Source organism: Methylobacterium komagatae, assembly GCF_042661665.1.
GTDB classification, from domain to species: Bacteria; Pseudomonadota; Alphaproteobacteria; order Rhizobiales; family Beijerinckiaceae; genus Methylobacterium; species Methylobacterium komagatae.
In genome coordinates this window covers 5,232,752-5,252,141 of record NZ_JBHSWN010000001.1, presented here as the reverse complement: position 1 = coordinate 5,252,141, position 19,390 = coordinate 5,232,752, and the positions used below count along the sequence as shown (strand labels likewise).

The 19,390-nt window shown below is 66.0% G+C and carries 22 protein-coding genes; 9 read left to right on the top strand and 13 right to left on the bottom strand.

Annotated features, from left to right (window positions below):
- Nucleotides 1-2: 2 nt before the first annotated feature.
- Genes ACFQE0_RS25830 through mnhG form a run of 4 tightly spaced genes read left to right on the top strand, consistent with a single transcriptional unit; the run spans nt 3 to nt 2,705 of the window.
- Nucleotides 3-1,601, top strand: coding sequence for a monovalent cation/H+ antiporter subunit D (locus ACFQE0_RS25830; RefSeq protein WP_378974798.1), 1,599 nt, complete (start codon nt 3-5; stop codon nt 1,599-1,601).
- Nucleotides 1,598-2,086: a Na+/H+ antiporter subunit E gene (locus tag ACFQE0_RS25825; protein ID WP_378974796.1), complete on the top strand. Its 489-nt coding sequence runs from the start codon at nt 1,598-1,600 to the stop codon at nt 2,084-2,086. The genes ACFQE0_RS25830 and ACFQE0_RS25825 overlap by 4 nt, the downstream gene beginning before the upstream one ends.
- Nucleotides 2,083-2,367, top strand: a complete 285-nt coding sequence (locus ACFQE0_RS25820) for a K+/H+ antiporter subunit F (RefSeq protein ID WP_378974794.1) — start codon at nt 2,083-2,085, stop codon at nt 2,365-2,367. The genes ACFQE0_RS25825 and ACFQE0_RS25820 overlap by 4 nt, the downstream gene beginning before the upstream one ends.
- The gene (mnhG, locus tag ACFQE0_RS25815; RefSeq protein WP_378974791.1) at nt 2,364-2,705 is read left to right on the top strand and encodes a monovalent cation/H(+) antiporter subunit G; all 342 of its coding nucleotides are present in this window, start codon (nt 2,364-2,366) and stop codon (nt 2,703-2,705) included. Before ACFQE0_RS25820 ends, mnhG begins: the two co-directional genes overlap by 4 nt.
- Before the next feature lie 5 nt (nt 2,706-2,710).
- Here the strand turns inward: mnhG and ACFQE0_RS25810 are convergent, their stop codons facing one another.
- The 5 genes from ACFQE0_RS25810 to ACFQE0_RS25790 all read right to left on the bottom strand — a co-directional run bounded on the left by ACFQE0_RS25810 (nt 2,711) and on the right by ACFQE0_RS25790 (nt 5,507).
- On the bottom strand, nt 2,711-2,980 hold the full coding sequence (locus ACFQE0_RS25810) for a hypothetical protein (protein WP_378974789.1): 270 nt from the start codon (nt 2,978-2,980) through the stop codon (nt 2,711-2,713).
- Nucleotides 2,981-3,061: 81 nt separating this feature from the next.
- Nucleotides 3,062-3,319 (bottom strand): hypothetical protein, encoded by a 258-nt coding sequence (locus tag ACFQE0_RS25805; RefSeq protein WP_378975709.1) that lies wholly within the window; start codon nt 3,317-3,319, stop codon nt 3,062-3,064.
- Between the two features lie 182 nt (nt 3,320-3,501).
- Nucleotides 3,502-4,278, bottom strand: a complete 777-nt coding sequence (locus tag ACFQE0_RS25800; RefSeq protein ID WP_378974787.1) for a pirin family protein — start codon at nt 4,276-4,278, stop codon at nt 3,502-3,504.
- Nucleotides 4,279-4,360: 82 nt separating this feature from the next.
- A complete protein-coding gene (locus tag ACFQE0_RS25795) occupies nt 4,361-5,215 on the bottom strand; it encodes a nickel/cobalt efflux transporter (protein ID WP_378974784.1) in 855 nt (284 codons plus the stop codon).
- A gap of 13 nt (nt 5,216-5,228) precedes the next feature.
- Complete coding sequence (locus tag ACFQE0_RS25790; RefSeq protein WP_378974782.1) at nt 5,229-5,507, bottom strand: metal/formaldehyde-sensitive transcriptional repressor; 279 nt, start codon at nt 5,505-5,507, stop codon at nt 5,229-5,231.
- 61 nt (nt 5,508-5,568) lie between these two features.
- On the opposite strand from ACFQE0_RS25790, the gene ACFQE0_RS25785 reads away from it, so the two are divergent.
- Nucleotides 5,569-5,769 (top strand): DUF1289 domain-containing protein, encoded by a 201-nt coding sequence (locus ACFQE0_RS25785; protein ID WP_378974780.1) that lies wholly within the window; start codon nt 5,569-5,571, stop codon nt 5,767-5,769.
- Here ACFQE0_RS25785 and ACFQE0_RS25780 read toward each other — a convergent pair.
- The gene (locus ACFQE0_RS25780; protein WP_378974777.1) at nt 5,766-6,551 is read right to left on the bottom strand and encodes an FCD domain-containing protein; all 786 of its coding nucleotides are present in this window, start codon (nt 6,549-6,551) and stop codon (nt 5,766-5,768) included. The two genes, ACFQE0_RS25785 and ACFQE0_RS25780, sit on opposite strands and share 4 nt — an antisense overlap.
- 225 nt (nt 6,552-6,776) lie before the next feature.
- On the opposite strand from ACFQE0_RS25780, the gene ACFQE0_RS25775 reads away from it, so the two are divergent.
- Nucleotides 6,777-8,465 (top strand): L-lactate permease, encoded by a 1,689-nt coding sequence (locus ACFQE0_RS25775; RefSeq protein WP_378974775.1) that lies wholly within the window; start codon nt 6,777-6,779, stop codon nt 8,463-8,465.
- 75 nt (nt 8,466-8,540) lie between these two features.
- Nucleotides 8,541-9,686 (top strand): alpha-hydroxy acid oxidase, encoded by a 1,146-nt coding sequence (locus ACFQE0_RS25770; RefSeq protein WP_378974773.1) that lies wholly within the window; start codon nt 8,541-8,543, stop codon nt 9,684-9,686.
- Here the strand turns inward: ACFQE0_RS25770 and ACFQE0_RS25765 are convergent.
- From ACFQE0_RS25765 to murI, 5 genes are all read right to left on the bottom strand, one after another.
- Nucleotides 9,658-10,119, bottom strand: a complete 462-nt coding sequence (locus tag ACFQE0_RS25765) for a GNAT family N-acetyltransferase (RefSeq protein ID WP_378974770.1) — start codon at nt 10,117-10,119, stop codon at nt 9,658-9,660. The genes ACFQE0_RS25770 and ACFQE0_RS25765 overlap by 29 nt on opposite strands.
- Nucleotides 10,116-10,862, bottom strand: a complete 747-nt coding sequence (locus ACFQE0_RS25760) for a WbqC family protein (protein ID WP_378974767.1) — start codon at nt 10,860-10,862, stop codon at nt 10,116-10,118. The genes ACFQE0_RS25765 and ACFQE0_RS25760 overlap by 4 nt, the downstream gene beginning before the upstream one ends.
- Nucleotides 10,863-10,869: 7 nt before the next feature.
- Complete coding sequence (locus ACFQE0_RS25755) at nt 10,870-12,159, bottom strand: DegT/DnrJ/EryC1/StrS family aminotransferase (RefSeq protein WP_378974765.1); 1,290 nt, start codon at nt 12,157-12,159, stop codon at nt 10,870-10,872.
- Nucleotides 12,144-14,294 (bottom strand): tetratricopeptide repeat protein, encoded by a 2,151-nt coding sequence (locus ACFQE0_RS25750; protein WP_378974763.1) that lies wholly within the window; start codon nt 14,292-14,294, stop codon nt 12,144-12,146. Before ACFQE0_RS25750 ends, ACFQE0_RS25755 begins: the two co-directional genes overlap by 16 nt.
- A 75-nt stretch (nt 14,295-14,369) precedes the next feature.
- The gene (gene murI, locus ACFQE0_RS25745) at nt 14,370-15,239 is read right to left on the bottom strand and encodes a glutamate racemase (protein WP_378975707.1); all 870 of its coding nucleotides are present in this window, start codon (nt 15,237-15,239) and stop codon (nt 14,370-14,372) included.
- A gap of 250 nt (nt 15,240-15,489) precedes the next feature.
- On the opposite strand from murI, the gene egtB reads away from it, so the two are divergent.
- Both egtB and egtD read left to right on the top strand, forming a co-directional pair.
- Nucleotides 15,490-16,761: an ergothioneine biosynthesis protein EgtB gene (gene egtB, locus ACFQE0_RS25740; protein ID WP_378974761.1), complete on the top strand. Its 1,272-nt coding sequence runs from the start codon at nt 15,490-15,492 to the stop codon at nt 16,759-16,761.
- Nucleotides 16,762-16,820: 59 nt separating this feature from the next.
- Entirely contained in the window at nt 16,821-17,780 is a 960-nt protein-coding gene (gene egtD / locus ACFQE0_RS25735) for an L-histidine N(alpha)-methyltransferase (RefSeq protein ID WP_378974758.1), read from the top strand.
- A gap of 2 nt (nt 17,781-17,782) precedes the next feature.
- Here the strand turns inward: egtD and ACFQE0_RS25730 are convergent, their stop codons facing one another.
- Together ACFQE0_RS25730 and ACFQE0_RS25725 are read right to left on the bottom strand one after the other, a co-directional pair.
- On the bottom strand, nt 17,783-19,078 hold the full coding sequence (locus ACFQE0_RS25730; RefSeq protein ID WP_378974755.1) for a flavin monoamine oxidase family protein: 1,296 nt from the start codon (nt 19,076-19,078) through the stop codon (nt 17,783-17,785).
- A gap of 42 nt (nt 19,079-19,120) precedes the next feature.
- A complete protein-coding gene (locus ACFQE0_RS25725) occupies nt 19,121-19,390 on the bottom strand; it encodes a hypothetical protein (protein ID WP_378974753.1) in 270 nt (89 codons plus the stop codon).

Sequence of the window (19,390 nt, the reverse complement as noted above, 5' to 3'; positions counted from 1 at the left end):
TCATGACGAATCTTGCCGTCGACAGCGTCTGGAGCGACCACATCGTCGTGCTGCCGATCGTGCTGCCCATCGTCGTGGCGGGCGCGATGTTCCTGCTCGACGAACGCCGCCGCACCCTGAAGGCGGCCCTGTCCTTCGCCACCGTCCTGGCGCTGGTGGGCATCGCGTTCTTCCTGGTCGGATGGGTGACGGAGGCGCCACGCGTCTACCGCGTCGGCAATTGGGCCGCGCCCTACGGCATCGTGCTGGTGGCGGACCGCCTTTCAGCGATGATGCTGGCCCTTTCCAGCGTGCTGGGGCTCTGCGCCCTCGTCTTCTCCTTCGCCCGGTGGGGTAGGGCCGGCCCCCGCTTCCACGGTCTGTTCCTGCTGCTGCTGATGGGCGTGAACGGGGCCTTCCTGACGGGCGATCTGTTCAACCTGTTCGTGTTCTTTGAGGTAATGCTCGCAGCCTCCTACGGGCTCGTGCTGCATGGCTCGGGTGAGACCCGGATCCGCGCGGGGCTCGGCTATATCGCCGTGAACCTCGTGGCGTCGCTGTTCTTCCTCATCGGCGTCAGCATGATCTACGGGACGATGGGGACGCTCAACATGGCAGACCTCGCCCGGCGGCTCGCGGGCGCAGGCTCCGATACGGGCGACCTCGCTCTGTTCGAGATCGGTAGCGCGATCCTCGGACTCGCCTTCCTGATCAAGTGCAGCGCGTGGCCTCTGGGCTTCTGGCTACCGACGACCTATGCGGCGGCGAGTGCGCCCGCCGCCGCCATTCTGGCCATCCTCAGCAAGGTCGGCGTTTACGTGGTGGTGCGGCTGAGCCTGCTCGTCTTCGGTGAGGGCCTGTCGCAAGGCTTCGGGCAGGCCTGCCTGTTCGGCGCCGGGCTCGCGACCATCGCCTTCGGCACTATCGGCCTCGTCGCCGCTCGCGACCTGACCCGCGCCGCAGGATACGCTGTGATGGTCTCTTCCGGGACGATCCTGGCGGCTCTGGGGACAGGCAGCGACGCCGCGCTGGCCGGGGCACTGTATTACCTGTTCGGCTCCACACTCGCGGCCGGGGCGCTGTTCCTTCTGGCGGAGGTGCTTCAGCGTGGGCGAGATCCTGAGGATCACGCGGTTCCCGTCTTCGCGGACGAATACAGCGACCCCTTCGATGATGCGGATGCCGTCGAGATCGGGCGGGTGATCCCTGCTGGCGTTGCGATCCTCGGGGTCGGTTTCCTGCTCTGCACGCTGATGCTGGCCGGTGTTCCACCGCTGGCTGGCTTCGTGGGCAAGCTCGCGATCTTCGTCGGGCTGTCGGCGGGTACGCCCTCGGCGGCGGGATGGTGGCTCATCGCGGCCCTCACTCTCTCGAGCCTCGGCACGCTGATGCCGCTGGTGCGGCTCGGCATCCTGAACCTTTGGATCGAGCATGAGGCCGAACCGCCGAAGCTGACGAGGTCCGAGTTCGCAGCGATCTCGGGGCTGATGGCGACCTGCCTAGCCTTGTCCATCTGGGGAGGGCCGGCACTGGCCTATGCGGATGCCACGGTGGGCTGGCTGACTCAGCCGCAGAGTTACGTTCGCGCCGTGCTGGGCGATCAGGGGAGGCCCGCCACGTGAGCCGGATCCTGCCGCACCCGTTCCTCTCCGCCGCCCTCGTCGCCACATGGCTGCTCCTGAATGAGCCGCCGACACCCGGAAGCCTGCTTCTGGCACTCGCCGTCGGCATCCTGGTGCCCTTCGTCATGCGCGCCATCGAGGCACGTCCCGTTCGGGTACGCGCGCCGGGTGTCGCGATTAAGCTCCTCGGCGTGTTTCTTCTCGACATGGTGCGATCCAACATCGATGTAGCCCGGATCATTTTGGGCTTGAGGCGGGGCGAGCGGCGGACCGGCTTCGTGGCAATCCCCCTCGATCTGCGCGAACCCTTCGCCCTCGCCCTCCTGTCCATCATCCTGACGGCCACGCCCGGCACCCTGTGGGTGCAGTACGATTCCGATACGCGCCGATTGCTCCTTCACGTCCTCGACTTCACGGATGGCGAGGAGTGGATACGCCGGGTCAAGGACCGCTACGAACGGCCGCTGATGGAGATCTTCGAATGAGCGCCGCAACGGTTCTCGATTGGGGGCTCGGCCTTGCGCAGGCGATGCTCGTTCTCGCCATGGCCTTCGCCGCATGGCGGATGCTGCGCGGACCGCGCGCGCAGGACCGGATCCTCGGGCTCGATACGTTCTATCTTAACGGCATGCTGGCCATCGTCGTTCACGGGATGCGTACCGGAAGCGGGCTGTATTTCGAGGCCGCTTTCATCATCGGCATGCTTGGTTTCACCGCGTCGGTCGCACTCGCCAAGTTCCTGATGCAGGGCGAGGTTATCCGATGAGCCCGGCGAACGTGCCGCTCTGGGCGGCGTTCATCGTCGTCCTGCTGGCTTTGGCGGGAGCTGGACTTTCGCTCACCGGGGCCTTCGGGCTCATCCGGCTCAAGAGCTTCTACGAGCGGGTCCATGCGCCGACGCTCGGCGCGACGCTCGGCATGGCCCTGATCATGGGCTCTTCGGTGCTGCTCCTGTCGATAACGGAGGGCCATCTGGTGATGCAGGAAGTCCTGATCGGCGTCTTCCTCACGGTGACGACACCGGTCACGCTCATCCTGCTCGCGCGTGCCGCCGCCCACCGCGACAGGTACGAGAACAATCCCGACGCTCCTCCGAAGATGTGAGGGCTTCAGCAACCGTTGCAGATGCTGTCGAGGACAGAATCCAGCTGCTTCTGTCGTTCGGTACGGGAGTTAGGATCAATATCGGGGGCGGCGCTGCGACCGGGCGGGACTGTCTGGCCTACGGATGACCGGTAAGGCGCGTTCGCCGTGGTCTCGGGGCCGCCGCCGGTTCCCGTATAGCCGGCCGCCATGCCGATCGCGGGGCCAACGATGACGCCGAGCGTCGCGATGGCGACTATGGCGGCGTGACGGGTGAAGCACTGTGAACGCTGCATCGTGGAAGCACTCCGCGCTGTCTCGTGTGTCGGGATCATGCGGGGTCGGGCGCGGCCCCCTCGCCGCGCCCGCAAGCGTCATTAGCAGCCGTAGCCGCCAGAGGTCTGGCCGTATTGCTTCACCGGACGGGTCTGCTGGTTGGCGTTGCCCTCGGACGCCGAGCTCATCGGGCAGGCGTCGTAGAAGGGAGTGTCGTGCACGCCGAGCGGGGCGTTGATCGGAGCACCGTAGGGCGCGAAGCCGGTATAACGGGCGCCGAAATCATAGGCGGAGGCCGTCGAGATCGAAGCGGCGCCCATGGCAAGAGCGGCAACGGCAGTGGCGATACGGGTCTTCATCATGATCTCTGCCCCTTCAGACTGCGCTCGAACCGTCGATGCGCTGGATGTCTGAACAACAGCAACATTGGCGCGACGTTCCTGATCACTTGTGCTCTCGCGCACATCTGAAGAGCTGCAGTTTTAGCTGGTTATAGACGGAGATAGCGATGTAGGATTTTGCATTCAGGATGCGGATCTTGTCAGCGGGGCTGGGCTATCGCTGCCATCCGCTGCACGGTTTCGCCGTCGCCGATCGTACCGCCGCGATATATCTCGGCTTCGGGGTCGATCACGAAGGCGACGACCAGTGATGGTTGGCTTGCACGGATCGTAGTGGCATCGCCGGATAGACACAGGCCGGTCTCGCCCTCGCAGAAGCGCGTGCCCTCCGCCTCGATGCCACCTTCGAAGACGAAGAAGTAGGTGTCGCAACGGGACTCCTTCGGCAGAGCGACCTCCTCGCCCGCGTCCAGGCGGATGTCGTGGCACGTCACGCGGTTGCGGACGTGGAAGGGGGCGATGCTGCCGGGCGGCCCGAAGAGGAGGCGCCACGTCCCATCCTCATGGGCGGGGAGGGGACCGAAATGGATTCCGGGTTCGAGGTCCGGCGCGTGCGGGCGCACGAAGATCTGAAGCATCCGCAGGGGCGGATCGCTCGCCAGGACCCGCTCCTCGTGCTGGAAGCCCCGTCCAGCGTTCATCACCATGAGATGGCCCGCATCCACGACGAGATGCTCGCCGTTCGGATCGTCGTGGCGCATGCAGCCCGCCGGGACCCAGGAGATAATCTCGTCCTGCACATGCTCGTGAAGCTTGATGTGCGTGCCCGGCGCCAGGAACGATTCCATGATGGCCGCCAGCGGTCCGAGGCCGTGATCGGCGTGGCCGGGCTTGAGGTGCCCGGGCAGATAGGCCCTGGCGATAAAGCCACCGCTCTCGATGGCATTCTCGGTGACCCGCACCGCCTTCTCGATCATGGACCACCCTCCCAGCGTGAACATCGCCTGGGGCAGAACGTGCGCGGCCCCGGCCGGTGCCCTTCCTCCGGGAGGCGGCCTCTTACGGAGGCGGCATGACCGCCGAGAGTGTCTTGTGAGCCGTCTCGCCGTTCCGGATGCCTTCCCATCCGAGCCAACCGGTATACAGGCCGACCAGCACGATCAGGGTGGACGAGGCATAGGGTGCCCACCGGGCGAAGGAGCCAAATCCCGACCAGCGTGAAGCGACATGCTTGACGCTGAGCGCCGCCAGCACGCCCGCGGACACCATGGTCAGGGCGAGCCCGATGCTGAAGCACAGGACCAGCGCGAAGCCGAGGCTGAATTGCTTCAGTTGGATGCACAGCAGCAGAACGGTGATCGCGGCGGGGCAGGGGATCAGGCCCCCCGTCAGGCCGAACATGACGATCTCGCCGGTCGTGACGCTGCGGCCTGAAAAGCGCCTCCGGATCTCATCGGCATGGGCGCGGGCGTGGGCATCGTCCTCTTCGCTGAGATCAAGATGCGCGTGATCATGCGCGTGATCGGCGTCATGGCGATGATGGTGATCGTGGTGGTGGTGAAGGTGCTGGTGCTGCTCGCGCCATGTTCGCCAGGCCATCCAGGCCGCGATGACGACGATCAGGACGGCGGAAGCCAATTGGAAATACGGCTCGGCACTCTCGCCGAGCGACTGACCGAAATACTGCCCGGCCAGCGCAATGACCCACACCACAGCCGTGTGAGAGAGCGTCGCGGCGAGCCCGAGCAGGACCGCCTGGGTCACGGTGCCCCGAACGGCGATGATGAAGGCGGCCATCATCGTCTTGGAATGGCCAGGCTCCAACCCGTGCAGGACGCCGAGCAGGATCGCGGTCGGCACGAACAGCCAGGCATGCGCGGTGCCTTGCTGAAGCAATTCAGGCAGCGAGGTCATCGAGGATTCCTCGTCATTTCAGGTAGGTCCGCACGACGTCGATGAGATCGGCCGCGCCCTTCGCACGCTCGGCATCCGGTTCGTTGTCCGGATTCACGACGTGGTGGCGGATGTGATCTTCCATCAGTTCGGCGGTCAGGCCGTTGATTGCCCCGCGCATGGACGCGACCAGCATCAACACGTCCGCGCAACCAAGTTCGGCGTCGAGCGCCCTCTCGACCGCCTCCGCCTGCCCCTTGATCCGGCGAACGCGCGCCAGGAGCTTGGTCTTTTCCTTGATCGTGTGCGCCATCGAGAGGACTTTCACGGACAGATGGATATATAGGGGGGTACCCTATCCCGTGTCGAGTGCCATGCCCAAGGACAACCCCTGCGTTTCCGTCTGCGAGTTCGACGGCAGGACCGGCTGGTGCATCGCCTGCGGGCGCACGATCCCGGAGGCGCGGGCATGGCGGAAGATGACCCCGTTCCGGCGCACTGCCCTCATTCGGGAGTTGCCGAGGCGGGTCGAGCAGCTCGAAGCGAAAGCCTGCGAAAGGCTAAGGCGCGGCTAGCGCTCGCCCTTGTGACGCGCCGTGAGACCGCCATGGTTGAGGCGGCGGAGGGAGACCTGAAGACGCGCCTGAGCCGCCTTCACCTCGTTGAGCGCCCGATGCGTGTAGTGGATATGCGCCTCGGCAGCCTCCGCCGCCCGCTCCGCATCTCCGGCCATCACGCTTTCGTAGATCTCGCGATGCTGTGCCCTCAACTGGTCGCGGGTCTCGGGGCGCTCGAACAACGTCTCGCGATTCTCAATCACGCCCTGCCGGAGCATGCCCGACAGCGCGCGCATCGTGTGCAGCACGACGAGGTTGTGGCTGGCCTCGTAGACCGCGATGTGCAGGTCGACATCCGCCTCCGCTTCCTCGCGGTGGATACCCTCATCATGGGCGCGGTCGATCCGCTCCATGCAGGCGGTCAGCCGGTCGCGATCCACGGCGTTGGCTCTCTGCGCGGCGAGGCGCGCAGCCATCCGCTCGGTCGTGGCGCGAAATTCGAGGTAATCGTCCACCACCTCGGCGTGCGAGGCGATCAGGGCAATGAGCGGGTCCAAGATTTCCCGCCCGAGCGGTGCCACCGAGCGGCCCGCCGGCGTCGAGACGATGAGCCCGTCATCCTCGAGGATCTTGATTCCCTGCCGCAGGGTCGGCCGGGACACGTTCAACTGCTGGGCGAGGTCGCGCTCCGGCGCCAGCAGGTCGCCGGGGCTCAAGGTCCCTTCCGCAATCAGATCCTTGAGATGACGCGCCGTGCTTTCGGCGACGCTCGCACCCTTGATCGGGTCCTGCTCCATCATCCGCCCCCGCCCCCGAACGCTGCCCGGGGATGTCCCTACGCATACAACGGACAATTGATATTTCCAATTGACGAGTTTGGTCAAACTATTTTACCAGACGGGCGGCGCCGGTCCAAATCGGCGACCATTCTCAAAATCCCGACAGGGGAAGCGGTCTCGGCACCCGCGCGAACGCTGGAATACGGCGTGGAGGGTCGAGGACGTGGCATAGGGAGAGCCGCCGCCGTGACGTGGAACCAAGTATACGATCCGCTATCGAACGCCTTCGGGTCGACAGCACTCGCGGCCTTGCCGATCGTGGTGCTGCTCGGCGGCATCGGCCTGCTGCACATGAAGGCGCACACGGCGGCGCTGCTCGGCCTCGTCACGGCGCTGCTGGTGGCGGTGATCGGCTTCGGCATGCCCGCACAGATGGCGGGCGCTACGGCCGCCTACGGCGCAGCCTTTGGCCTGCTGCCGATTGGCTGGATCATCCTGAACGTCATCTTCCTCTATCGGCTGACCGAGCAGACGGGGCAATTCGACGTCCTGCGGGACTCGATCGCGGGCATCACCCCGGACCGGCGCCTGCAGCTCCTGTTCATCGCCTTCTCCTTCGGCGCCTTCTTCGAAGGTGCGGCGGGCTTCGGAACGCCGGTCGCGGTCACTGCTGCGATGCTGATGGGCCTCGGCTTCACGCCGCTCGCCGCCGCCGGCCTTTCGCTCATCGCCAATACCGCACCCGTGGCGTATGGCGCCCTTGGTGCCCCGGTCATCGCACTCTCGGCCGTCACCGGCCTCGACCTCATCGAGCTCTCCGGCATGATCGGCCGTCAGTTGCCGTTCTTCTCCGTGATCGTGCCGTTCTGGCTCATCTGGGCCTTTGCCGGGCGCAAGGGCATGTGGGAAGTGTGGCCCGCCCTGCTCGTGGCGGGCGTATCCTTCGCGATTCCGCAGTATCTCGTGTCGAACTTCCACGGCCCGTGGCTCGTGGACGTCATCGCCGCCATCTGCTCCATGGCAGCGCTGGCCGGCTTCCTCCGCTTCTGGAAGCCCGCCCGGATCTGGACCTCCACCGATACCGACGCCCCCGCCGCCGGGCCCACGCCCGTCGTCGCGCCCATCGTTGCGGGCCGCACCCACAGCGCCGGAGCGGTGTTCCGTGCTTGGCTTCCGTGGCTGATCCTGTCGGTCTTCGTCTTCGCCTGGGGTACGCCGCAGTTCCGCGCGTGGCTCGACTCGCTCTACATTTACAACCTGAACGTCCCGTACCTGCATAACCTCGTCTTCAAGGTGCCGCCGGTCGTCGCGAAGGCCCATGCCGAGGCGGCGGTCTACAAGTTCAACATCCTTTCGGCCACGGGTTCGGGTATCCTGCTGTCGGCCATCGTCGGCGGCCTGATCCTCGGCTTCAATCCGCTGAAGCTGATTAAGGAATATTTCCGGACGGCCTATATCGTCCGGTATTCGCTGATCACCATCTCGGCGATGTTGGCGCTCGGCTACGTCACCCGCTACTCCGGCACCGACGCGACCCTCGGCCTCGCCTTCGCTCAGACCGGTTGGATCTACCCGTTCTTCGGCGCGATGCTCGGCTGGCTCGGCGTGGCGCTGACCGGATCGGATACGGCGTCGAACGTGCTGTTCGGCGGCCTTCAGAAGATCACGGCGGAGCAGCTCGGCCTGTCGCCCGTCCTCATGGCGGCCTCGAACTCATCGGGCGGCGTGATGGGCAAGATGATCGACGCCCAGTCCATCGTCGTCGCATCCACCGCGACTCAGTGGTACGGCGGCGAGTCGAAGATCCTGCGCTACGTGTTCTTCCACTCGATCGCGCTGGCCTGCCTCGTCGGCCTGCTGGTGATGCTCCAGGCCTACGTGCCGCCCTTCACCTCCCTGGTGCCGCCGACGGTCGTCCCGGCCGTGGTGCACTGAGCCAAACCCGAGGGGGCGCCTCAAGCGCCCCCTTTCCCGTCCCGAGGGATCGCCAGCGCCGGCGGAGTTGATGTGATGCGCCTTTCGCAATGCCATTCGTTTCACGATTTCCGCCGCATGGCGAAGAGCCGCCTTCCGGGGCCGATCTTCGATTACATCGACGGCGCCGCCGACGATGAGGTCACCTATCGGCGCAACACCTCGTCGTTCGATTCGTGCAGCCTCATCCCCAACGTCCTGCGCGGCGTCGGCGATGTGGACATGTCGGTGACGGTGATGGGCCAGAAGCTGGCCATGCCGGTCTATTGCTCGCCGACAGCCCTGCAGCGCCTGTTCCACCACCAGGGCGAGCGCGCCGTGGCAGCCGCGGCGGGCAAGTTCGGCACGATGTTCGGCGTGTCGTCACTGGGGACGGTGAGCCTGGAAGAGGCGCGGCGTATCAGCGGCGGCCCGCAGGTCTACCAATTCTATTTCCATAAGGATCGCGGCCTCAACCGCGAGATGATGGCCCGCGCCAAGCAGGCGGGCATTCAGGTGATGATGCTGACCGTCGACAGCATCACGGGCGGCAACCGCGAGCGCGACAAGCGCACCGGCTTCTCGATTCCCTTCCGGCTGACGCTGGGCGGCATGGTCCAATTCGCGATCAAGCCAGCTTGGGCGCTCAACTATCTGACGCATGAGAGCTTCAAGCTGCCCCAGCTCGATAATCACGTCGACATGGGGGGCGGATCGCTGTCGATCAGCCGCTACTTCACCGAGATGTTGGACCCCGCCCTGTCCTGGGACGATGTCGGCGCCATGGTGCAGGAATGGGGCGGCCAGTTCTGCCTCAAGGGCGTGATGTCGGTGGAGGATGCCAAGCACGCCGCCGATATCGGCTGCACCGGCATCGTGCTGTCGAACCATGGCGGGCGCCAGCTCGACGGCTCCACCACCGGCTTCGATATGTTGGCGGATATCGTCGATGCCGTAGGCGACCGGATCGACGTCATCATGGATGGCGGCGTCCAGCGCGGCACCCATGTGCTCAAGGCCCTGTCCCTCGGGGCGAAGGCGGTCGGCCTAGGCCGCTACTACCTGTTCCCCCTCGCGGCGGCCGGACAGCCGGGCGTCGAGCGCGCCCTCGAACTAATGCGCAACGAGATCGAGCGGGACATGAAGCTCATGGGCTGCCACTCGATCAAGGATCTCAGCCGCAGCAACCTGCGTCTTGTCTAAGGTCCAGCCGAAGGGTGAGGGTGTCGCCATCCTGACCCTCCGGCGCGAATCCGACGCTGCGATAGAGTGCCAGCGCGGGCGCTCGGCGATCGACCTGTAGTGTCATCGCCTCGGCGCACCGCCGCGAATGGGCAATGGCGTCCGTGACCAGCCGGCGGCCGATGCCCTGTCGGACGGCGTCGGGAACGACGCTGACATTGCTCACGAAGGCATCGTTCTCGCCCGAGCAATAGATCGCGACCAGCCCCACCAGCCGGTCTTCTTCCCACGCCTCGAATCGTTCGGCGCGTTGCGCGAGCTTGTCGGCGTAGGCGGGGATCGCGACGCGCCCGTGAAGGGGCGGCACGAAGCTGTCCGAACAGGCTTCGAGATGGCGGACGATCGCATCCGCATCCGACTGGTTGCGGCGGAACTGCGGACGCTCCACGCTCATGCGGCTTCCGGCAGCGAGGGCTGGCCAGCGGGTGCCGCCTCGTCGGCTGTGAGGAGGTCGCAGTCGGGAAGACGAACGCGGGTGCCGTCGCGACCGTTGAACATCAGCACGTCGATGATCGACAGCCAGGGCACGAACGGCCTGTCGAATTGCGGGTATTCCTGCGGCCGGGCCTTGAGGAAGCGAAGCGCGATCCCGCGCTCGGCAAAAGCCTCCGGATCATAGAGCGCGGTGCCGCCGATCGGGTTCACGTAGGTCGTGGCCGACAGCCTTGTGCAGAGGTCGATGACGCGCACCTGTCGGCGCAGTTCGGTCCGGCCTTCCAGGGCTGAGGCGGCGAGGATCGGCGTCTCGATGCCGAGATGCGCACAGGTCCGCGTGAGGCCCTCGCGAAGGTGTAGGAACAGCGTATCGGCGCGGTGGTGCAGAACCGCTTCGATCAGCGGCATGGTCTCGGCAAGGAACGGTGCCCGGCGATAGGCCTGGGCGATCTGCGCGCAGAGCTTGGTTGGTGCGAACTCGGCCGCGACATGCCGCTCGCCGATGTCGAGTTCATCCGCCCCGCGAGCGATCGGCAGGGTGAAGGTGACTGGTTCTCCGTCCCGCAGGAAGCGGTTGCGATTGATCCAGCCTTTTTTCGTGTACTTCACCGTGTCGTAGATCACGAAGCGATCGACCGCCGCGATCAGCTGGAAATAGCCGATATACGGAAACAGATACGGCTGCATGATCCCGACACGCATGGCGATATCAGGCGCTCGAGGGGTCGGCGATGCGGGCGAGGATCCGCGCGACCACCTCGGGTTCGAGATCGGGGTAGATCGGCAGGCAGAGAATCTGGTCAGCGGCACGGGCGGCCACCGGCAGTCCGGCGCGGTCCGCGCTCGGCAGGCCCGAATACATCGAATGGTCCGAGATCAGCGGATGGAAGTAGCGGCGGGTATGCACGCCTTCCCGTTTCAGGATTTCCCACAGCGCGTCACGGGCGACCGGGTAATCGGGTCCGACGAGGATCGGAAAATACGAATAGTTCGCCCGCACCTCACCCGCGGGATCGAGGCAGGCAATGCCGGGAATGTCCGCGAGCCCCGCGCGGTAGGTCGCATCGATCGCGCCCCGCCGATCGATGCAGCCGTCGATGTAGCGCAGTTGAAGCAGCCCAAGGGCGGCGTTGAACTCGCTCATCTTGCCGTTCAGGCCGACTTCGATGACCGTTGTCTCGCCGTCGTGGCCAAAGTTCTTAAGCTTGTCGATTTGCTCCTTGCGCGCCGCATCGGGGCAGATGATCGCGCCACCCTCGAAGGTGTTGAACACCTTCGTCGCGTGAAAGCTCAACACCGAGAGATCGCCGTGGCGCAGGATCGAGCCGCCCGCATCTCGCACACCGAAGGCATGCGCCGCGTCGTACACGACCACCAGCCCATGCCGCTCCGCGACCTCGGCAATGCCCGCGACATCGCACGGATGGCCGTAGCAATGAACAGGAAGGATCGCACGCGTGCGGGGCGTCACGGCCCGCTCGACCGCCGCCGGATCGAGATTGAGATGAACCGGATCGATATCGGCGAAGACCGGCGTAAGCCCACTCCACATCAGCGCGTGCGAGGTGGCGACGAAGGAGTAGGGGGTGGTGATGACTTCGCCCGAGGATAGGCCCATGGCCCGCAGCGCCATGATGAGGGCGGTGGTGGCGTTGTTGAACACGGCCACGTGCGGCACGCCCAGATACTCTGCGAGACGCTGTTCGAACTCGTGATGGCAGGGGCCGCAATTGGTCAGAACCTTACGGTCCCAGATCTCCCGCAGCATCGGCTCGAATTCGGAATAGGGCGGGAGGAACGGCTTGGTGACGTAGACTGGGCCGGTCACGGGCGCCGAAAAGGGCTCGCGCAGCACGGCCGGATCGCGGGCAGCAGCGGCAAGCCGTTGGGCCAGGGCATCATCGAGGAGCGGGGAGGGCGCGGCCATCCCCTCGCGCTGATCCTTCCGGCGCGGAGCCTTGGCTGACGGCTCCTTCGGCTGCCTCACCTTTGCGCGCATGGTTCACCTGCTGCCCAGCGGGTCCACATGGCCCTGAACGCCTTCCCGACCTCGTTCGCGAGGCGGGCATGATCGGTGAGGGGGCTGGCGAGCATCCGCTCGCGCAGCCCATGGCGCAGCCCGAGGAGACGCGCACGGTCCGTGGCGAGCGCCACAGCGGTCTCGACGTAGGCGTCCTGTGAGGTCGCGATCGGCTCATCGAGCCCCACCGCGGAGAGGATGACCGCGCCGGACCTCTCGGGCGCTGTGAGGCCGCGCAGGGTCACGAGTGGCACGCCCATGCTGATCGTGTCGCAACTCGTGGTGCCACCGTTATAGGGGAACGGATCGAGGGCGATATCGACCTTGTAGTAGAGTTCGAAATAGCCACTCGTCACGCGCGGCTGAAGGATCAGCCGGTCGAGGGCGATACCCGCGCGGCTCAGGCGCTCATCGATCTGCTGCCGGACCTCGGGCGTGTCGGCATCACCCACCACCATGAACAGCCGGGAATCCGGCACGGCGGCCAGGATGCGGCTCCAGACACCGAGCGCAATGTCGCTCACCTTCTCGAAGCGGTTCAGCACGCCGAAGGTGATATAGCCGTTATCTTCGCAAGGTGGGCGCTCGCGCGCAGGCGGTTGATCGTCGGCGAGCCGGTACGTCGCCGAGACGCGCGGCAAGCGCCACAACGTCTCGGTGTGAAGGGCGTCGCCTTCCTCGCCGTCCTGAACCGTGTCGGTCAGGCGATAATCAATCGCGGTCAGCCCCGTCGTGGCTGGATGCCCGATCCAGGTCACCTGGATCGGCGCGGGCTTGCGGGCGAAGACGAGGAGCCGGTGCAGCGCGCTATGGCCGGACAGGTCCACGAGGATATCGATCGTGTCGGCCTCGATCCTGTCCGCCGCCGCGTCGTCCGAGAGGCCGGAGATGTTCAGCCACTGGTCGAAATGCGTCTGAAGTCGCTGCGACAGGCCATCTTCCGTCGCCCGTGTCATGTAGGCGAACGTCTCGAACTGGGTCCGGTCGAACTCTTCCAGGAACGGTTCGAGGAAGCGGGCTACCGCGTGGGCGCAGAGATCGCCGGAGACGAACCCGATCTTGAGCTTGCGGTTGGGGTCGCGGTCACTGGTGAAGGGGCGCTTGCGCAGCAGCGGTTCCGCGAAGCGAAGACCGAAGGCCTTCGCGTCGGCAAAGTAGTCCTCGGCCGGGATGTCACCCGCATAGAGCTTGGAGAAGAGGCGGTTCGAATGGGCGTCGATATCGCGCGGGGTGATGGCGATGGCACGGTCCATCGCCGCGATGGCTTCGTGCAGCCGTCCGAGGCTCTTCAGGATCTGTCCGCGATTGACGTGGGCGCCTCCGCAATTCGGATCCAATTCCACGGCCTTGTCGGCGTGGCGCATCGCATCCGCATAACGGGACTGGCGGTGAAGATAGCCCGCCATGTTCGAATGGCCGACGGCATTGTCGGGGTCGAGTTCGAGAGATTTCTCGAGCGCCGAACGGGCGCCGTCCTCATTGTTCATCAAGGTGAGCAGGGCGCCGAGCCCCGCGAAATACAGCGCGCGATCGGGCGTGCGGTAGATCGCGATACTAATCAGATCGAAGGCCAGTTGCAGCCGGTTCGTCCGGGCCGCGACAGCGCCTGCGAGAAATGTAGCATCGGGATGGGTGTCATCGAGGGCGATGGCGAGGTCGAGGTAAGTCTCGGCCGTCGCAAAATCCTGAACGTCGTAACAGGCCCGGCCATAGGCGACGGCCCGGTCCACCAGCACGGCGACGGCCTTCGCCGCGGTAGTGGCGAGGCAAGCGGCACGAAACCGCTCGGCAATTGCTCTGGCTTCGGCGATCCGATGGGTTTCGAGGAGGGCACCGATCAGCGCGAGCCAATGCGCGGGGTTCGATTGCGAACTTTTGAGCGCGGCGGCGAAATGGGGGATCGCTGCCGTGGGACCCTCGGCGCGACTGACGAGCATTCCGAGTTCGTAGCGCGCACCAGCATTGTCGGGGGCGATATCGAGGACACGGCCGATGTTCCGGCGCGCCTTGTCCAGACGCCCGGCCTCGCGATGCGCCACAGCTTTGGAAAGAAAACGCTCGGCGGCTCCCGGTGCCCGGTCCCGCCCGGCCAGTCCGCCGCCATGTTCGAGCATGTGTCGCCCCTCCCACTGTCCAGAGGGTGCGGGCGCCTTCCTAAAACACCGTTAAGATTTCTGACGCGCTTACCTCTACTGCATAGGCAGCGGCATCGCCTCCACCGCAACTTCATTCACGCCGCGCTGGGCGAGGCTGTCGCGGAGCGGGCCCGTCAGGCAGGTTCCGGCGGTGAAGGCGGCGAGGACGCCGTGCGGCTCCGTCCGTGCCCCCGGGCCGAGCAACTGCACCACCCGCCGGGCAATGGCGGGGGCCGGGTCGATCCAGCTCACAGGCCAGGGGGCGAGGGCCCGCAGGCGTGGAAGCAGAAGGGGATAATGCGTGCAGGACAAGCACACGACATCCGTCCGCCGCCCATCCTCGGCCGTGACGAAGCAGGCCGCGACTTCAGCGGCCAGAGTCGCGTCATCGACCGGGCTGCCCGCCATCTCGGCCTCCGCGAAGGTCGCGAGGTTGCGCGATCCGACGAGGGTCACGGAACATGACGAGGCGTAGGTGGCTATCAGGTCACGTGTGTAGGAGCGGGCCACCGTGCCAGGGGTCGCCAGCAAGGTGATGAGGCCTGATCGCGTGGTGGCGGCGGCAGGCTTGATCGGCGGCACGACACCGACGAAGGGCGTCGAGAAGCGCTGGCGCAGGGCGGGCAGCACGAGGGTCGATGCCGTGTTGCAGGCGATGACCACGAGGTCGGGCCGATGCGCCGCGATAAGCTGGCTTATCACGTCGAGGACGCGCGCTACGAGGGCAGCTTCCGACAGGCGGCCATAGGGGAAGGCGGCATCGTCTGCGGCGTAGACATACCGGGCATCGGGACGGGCCCGGCGCACCGCTTCGAGCACGGTGAGACCACCGAGCCCGGAATCGAACACCAGGATCGTCGGCTCCGGTGCCGCTACGACCGGGGCGAAGGACAGACCGGCGCCAGCCATCAGGTCGATCCGCATCGCAACGCTCACCTCTCCCCTCTGAACGGATAACGAGCTTCCCCGGGGGTTGGTTAAGGCCGCCTCAAAGCGGCGAGAGAAAGGCCCGCTATCCCATCAATCCACCGGACACCGGATCAACTCGTGCGAGCGTGGCTGTACACAATCGCCGCGTCACGGTTGCTGCGCCTGCGCCGGGGACTATCTGCCCCGCAACGCCTCCGGGCGAGAAAACTCTCCTTCGGGTTCCGGCCGAGAGGGAAGGATCTGCATGGCTGCCACCGCCGCACTCTCCACGGACGACAGGCAGGACGCACCGCGCCCGGCCTTTCCGCCCCCGCCCGTCACGGCGAGGCCGATCGATCGGCAAGCATGGATCGACGCTTACCGCGTCGTGCGCGCCGAAACGGAGCGGCGCGCCGCACCGCTCTCCCCCGAGGATCAGCAGATCCAGTCCATGGAAGATGCAAGCCCGACCAAGTGGCACCGGGCGCATGTGACGTGGTTCTTCGAACAGTTCCTGCTCGCCGAGCATCTGCCGGGCTACGCGATCCACGATCCGCGCCTGCACTACCTGTTCAATTCGTATTACGTCGCCGCTGGGCCGCGCCAGCCGCGCACACAGCGTGGGCTCATCACCCGCCCGACCTGCGCCGAGGTGGCGACCTATCGCGCCCATGTCGACCGGGCCGTCGAGGCTCTGCTCGGGCAGGCGTCCGAGAAGGCGCTTGCGGACATCCTCCCGATTCTCGAGATTGGCCTATTCCACGAGCAGCAGCACCAAGAGCTGCTCTGGACCGATATCCTCCACGCCTTCGCGCAGAACCCGCTCGATCCCATCTATGACGAGGGTTGGCGCTTCCCGACCGCCTCGCCGGAGGCTGGGAGCGTGACCCTCGACAAGGGGATCACCGCCATCGGCCATGAGGGCGACGGCTTCTCCTACGACAACGAATCACCGCGCCACGACAGCCTGATCCTGCCGGTGCGGATCGACCGGGCTTTGGTGCGCAACCGCGACTGGCTCGCCTTCATGGAAGACGGCGGCTATGGGCGGCAGGACCTCTGGCTCAACGACGGGTGGTACGCCGCTCAGGGACAGGGATGGGAGGCTCCCGGCTACTGGCGCCGACACGACGGGCAATGGCTTCAGGCAAGTCTCGCCGGGCCAAAGCCGGTCGATCCCGACGCTCCCGTCACCCATGTGAGCTACTACGAGGCCGACGCCTATGCCCGCTGGGCGGGCCGCGTCCTGCCGACGGAGTTCGAGTGGGAGGTGGCCGCCCGCAACGGCGACCTGCCCGACGCCTACGGCCTCGTCTGGCAATGGACCCGCAGCGCGTATCTCGCCTATCCCGGCTACCGGCCTCTGCCGGGCGCTCTGGGCGAGTACAACGGCAAGTTCATGTCGAACCAGTTCGTGTTGCGCGGCTCGTCGGTGGCAACGCCGGAGGGTCACGCGCGCGCAACCTATCGCAACTTCTTCTACCCCCATCAGCGTTGGCAATTCACCGGGCTGCGTCTGGCCGAGCCGCTGTCCTGAAGACTGCGCCGCCCCTCGTGGCGGCGCATCGTTGTCCCGTTCGAAGCCCGGAGTCTGCCGTGACCGTCAATCCGACCTTCCCCGAGGCCATCGTCGCCGATCCGGTCTTCCTCGCGGATGTCCGTGCGGGCCTATCGAAGCCCAACAAGACGCTATCGCCGAAGTACTTCTACGACGCGGCGGGCTCGGAACTTTTCGAGCAGATCACGGCCCTCCCGGAATATTACCCAACGCGGACCGAGATCGGCATCCTCGATGAGCGCGGGCCGGAGATTGCGAACGTCCTGCCGAAGCAGGCCGCCTTGGTGGAGTTCGGCAGCGGCTCGACCGCCAAGCTCCGGCGGCTGCTGCGCCATCTACCCGACCTCGCCGCCTACGTGCCCGTGGACGTTTCCGGCGAGTTCCTGGCCGACCAAGCCAAGACCCTTCGACAGGATTTTCCCGATCTCGCGGTCGAAGCTGTGATCGCGGATTTCACGAAGCCTTTCTCCCTGCCCGAGACGACCGGCATGGCGCCCCGCGCCGGGTTCTTCCCCGGCTCGACCGTCGGCAACTTCGAACCGGCCGAAGCGGAAGCCCTCCTCGACAGCTTCGGCGAAATCCTCGGTCCTGATGCGCTGCTGATCCTCGGTGTCGACCTCGTGAAGGACAAGGATCGCCTGGAAGCGGCCTATGACGACGCCGCCGGGGTCACGGCGGCGTTCAACATGAACCTGTTGAAGCGGATCAATCACGAACTCGGCGGAGATTTCGATCTCGACGCCTTCGAGCATCGCGCTGTGTTCAACACACAGGCCTCTCGAATCGAGATGCATTTGGTTTCCCGCAAGGATCAAACGGTGCGCATCGGCGGCGACAGCTTTGCGTTTCGCCAGGGCGAAACGATCCATACCGAGAACAGCTACAAGTACACGCTCGAGACCTTTTGCGCCCTGGCCGCCCGCGCGGGTTGGCAGACGGTGACCGTTTGGACTGACGCGGACGCCCTCTTCAGCGTCCACGTCCTGCGCCGGGACTGAATTCAGGCCGGAAGCCGCTTCAGCAACTCCTTGGCGGCGCGTTCTCCATCCAGGGTCGCGCCGCCCACGGTCATCGCCCTCGGCCCGGCGAGGGCCTCGCCTGCCAGGAAGATCCGTTCGCCGATCGGTGCGTGGAGGGTTTCGCGTGCGTCCCCATGGCCGGGTAGAGCGATAGAGTAGGAGCCGCGGGCGAACGGATCCGTCCACCACCCCGCGAGCCGACCGCCCGTCACCGCGCCGGTCGTCTGCGTTCCGAGCAAGACAGCAAGTCGCTCGGTTGCGAGTGAAACCGCTGCGGCCTCGCCCGCGCGACACAGATCGCGGGCCATGTCGCCGCCGAGATTAGCGATCGCGACGGGATGTCCGAAGGGACCCATCTCCAGGTAGATCGTCGGTCCGTCTCGCATCACGGAGACGGCGTCTCCGATGGCCCTGGGATCGACCTTGGCTCGGTCGAGCCGCAGGGCGACCTTGGTGTAGGCCCCCATCGTCAAGCCATTGAGCGCCGCCTGCGTGGGAGAGGGTAGGGCGGGCGTGAAGGCGAGGCTTTCGCTCTTCAAGACGCCGACCGGCACGGTGACGATTGCCGCCGCCGCGTCGAGGGTGCCGTCTTGAAGGTTCAGGCGCACGCCCGGCCCCGACCAATCGATGCGCTGAACCGGGCAATTCAGCCGCACCGGAAGATGGGCGTAATGCCGGGCCACGAGGTCGCCATAGCCGTCGACCCAGAGGTCGCTCCCCGACCAAAGCCGGTCGTAATCCACAGCGGAGACCCGGGCAGGATCCTCTCCCAGGGATAATCGGCTGAGGCCCGACACGGCGGCCTGAACCTCTGGGGCCGCGAGGCGAACCTCATCGGCCAGGGACGCATCCTCCCCCTTCGGCGCGATCATCGAATCGAGCCCGGCAAAACCCGCCCGTCGCTGGGTGCGTTCAGCTTCCGTCGCAGGCCGACCGTCGATGAAGAGATTGCGCGCCCAGCCATCTTGATCGCTGAGCTTCACGCCCCTCTTGCGCGCGATCGCGGACCAGGGGTTCCGTTCGGCCCAATGGATGTACTGCGCCCCGGCATCGAACGACGACTCCGGGCCGAGGAAGCGATCGGTATGGGCACGGCCGCCGATGCGGTCCCGAGCCTCCACGAGAACGAACGGATGACCCGCCCGCCGAAACATTTCAGCCGCTGCAAGCCCTGCCGCCCCTGCGCCGACAATGGCGACCGGGCCGGATGCGGCCCGAGCGGGGAGCGGCAAGGTCGTGAAAAGACCAGCGGCGAGGGCCGCGCGACGCGTCAACATGGTCCCGGCTCCCGCCTCAGCGGCAGCGCCGGGCCCAGCGCGTCAGTGCCGCTTCTCCATCATCGCCTTGACCTGCATGAGCTGGTCCCAGACCTGACCCGGCGACGTCCCCATGAATTCGAAACCGGCGGTGATGCACCAATAGATGCCGACGCAGATCAGCGGCACGAGCACCCACGCGAGCATTTCTTCGCCACGACGGCGGCGGCGGCGCCGGATGCGACGCATCTCACGGCCTGACGGCTTCTGCTTCGGAGCAGGGGCCGTCTGCGTCAACGAGGTAAGGGGGCCTTCCCGCAAGTCTTCAGTCAT

Bases quoted from the DNA above. Each gene is read 5' to 3' on its own strand.
- ACFQE0_RS25830 (WP_378974798.1), top strand. From the start codon at position 3: ATGACGAATCTTGCCGTCGACAGCGTCTGGAGCGACCACATCGTCGTG.
- ACFQE0_RS25820 (WP_378974794.1), top strand. From the start codon at position 2,083: ATGAGCGCCGCAACGGTTCTCGATTGGGGGCTCGGCCTTGCGCAGGCG.
- mnhG (WP_378974791.1), top strand. From the start codon at position 2,364: ATGAGCCCGGCGAACGTGCCGCTCTGGGCGGCGTTCATCGTCGTCCTG.
- ACFQE0_RS25810 (WP_378974789.1), bottom strand. From the start codon at position 2,980: ATGCAGCGTTCACAGTGCTTCACCCGTCACGCCGCCATAGTCGCCATC.
- ACFQE0_RS25805 (WP_378975709.1), bottom strand. From the start codon at position 3,319: ATGAAGACCCGTATCGCCACTGCCGTTGCCGCTCTTGCCATGGGCGCC.
- ACFQE0_RS25800 (WP_378974787.1), bottom strand. From the start codon at position 4,278: ATGATCGAGAAGGCGGTGCGGGTCACCGAGAATGCCATCGAGAGCGGT.
- ACFQE0_RS25795 (WP_378974784.1), bottom strand. From the start codon at position 5,215: ATGACCTCGCTGCCTGAATTGCTTCAGCAAGGCACCGCGCATGCCTGG.
- ACFQE0_RS25790 (WP_378974782.1), bottom strand. From the start codon at position 5,507: ATGGCGCACACGATCAAGGAAAAGACCAAGCTCCTGGCGCGCGTTCGC.
- ACFQE0_RS25785 (WP_378974780.1), top strand. From the start codon at position 5,569: ATGCCCAAGGACAACCCCTGCGTTTCCGTCTGCGAGTTCGACGGCAGG.
- ACFQE0_RS25780 (WP_378974777.1), bottom strand. From the start codon at position 6,551: ATGATGGAGCAGGACCCGATCAAGGGTGCGAGCGTCGCCGAAAGCACG.
- ACFQE0_RS25770 (WP_378974773.1), top strand. From the start codon at position 8,541: ATGCGCCTTTCGCAATGCCATTCGTTTCACGATTTCCGCCGCATGGCG.
- ACFQE0_RS25765 (WP_378974770.1), bottom strand. From the start codon at position 10,119: ATGAGCGTGGAGCGTCCGCAGTTCCGCCGCAACCAGTCGGATGCGGAT.
- ACFQE0_RS25760 (WP_378974767.1), bottom strand. From the start codon at position 10,862: ATGCGTGTCGGGATCATGCAGCCGTATCTGTTTCCGTATATCGGCTAT.
- ACFQE0_RS25755 (WP_378974765.1), bottom strand. From the start codon at position 12,159: ATGCGCGCAAAGGTGAGGCAGCCGAAGGAGCCGTCAGCCAAGGCTCCG.
- ACFQE0_RS25750 (WP_378974763.1), bottom strand. From the start codon at position 14,294: ATGCTCGAACATGGCGGCGGACTGGCCGGGCGGGACCGGGCACCGGGA.
- murI (WP_378975707.1), bottom strand. From the start codon at position 15,239: ATGCGGATCGACCTGATGGCTGGCGCCGGTCTGTCCTTCGCCCCGGTC.
- egtB (WP_378974761.1), top strand. From the start codon at position 15,490: ATGGCTGCCACCGCCGCACTCTCCACGGACGACAGGCAGGACGCACCG.
- ACFQE0_RS25730 (WP_378974755.1), bottom strand. From the start codon at position 19,078: ATGTTGACGCGTCGCGCGGCCCTCGCCGCTGGTCTTTTCACGACCTTG.
- ACFQE0_RS25725 (WP_378974753.1), bottom strand. From the start codon at position 19,390: ATGACTGAAGACTTGCGGGAAGGCCCCCTTACCTCGTTGACGCAGACG.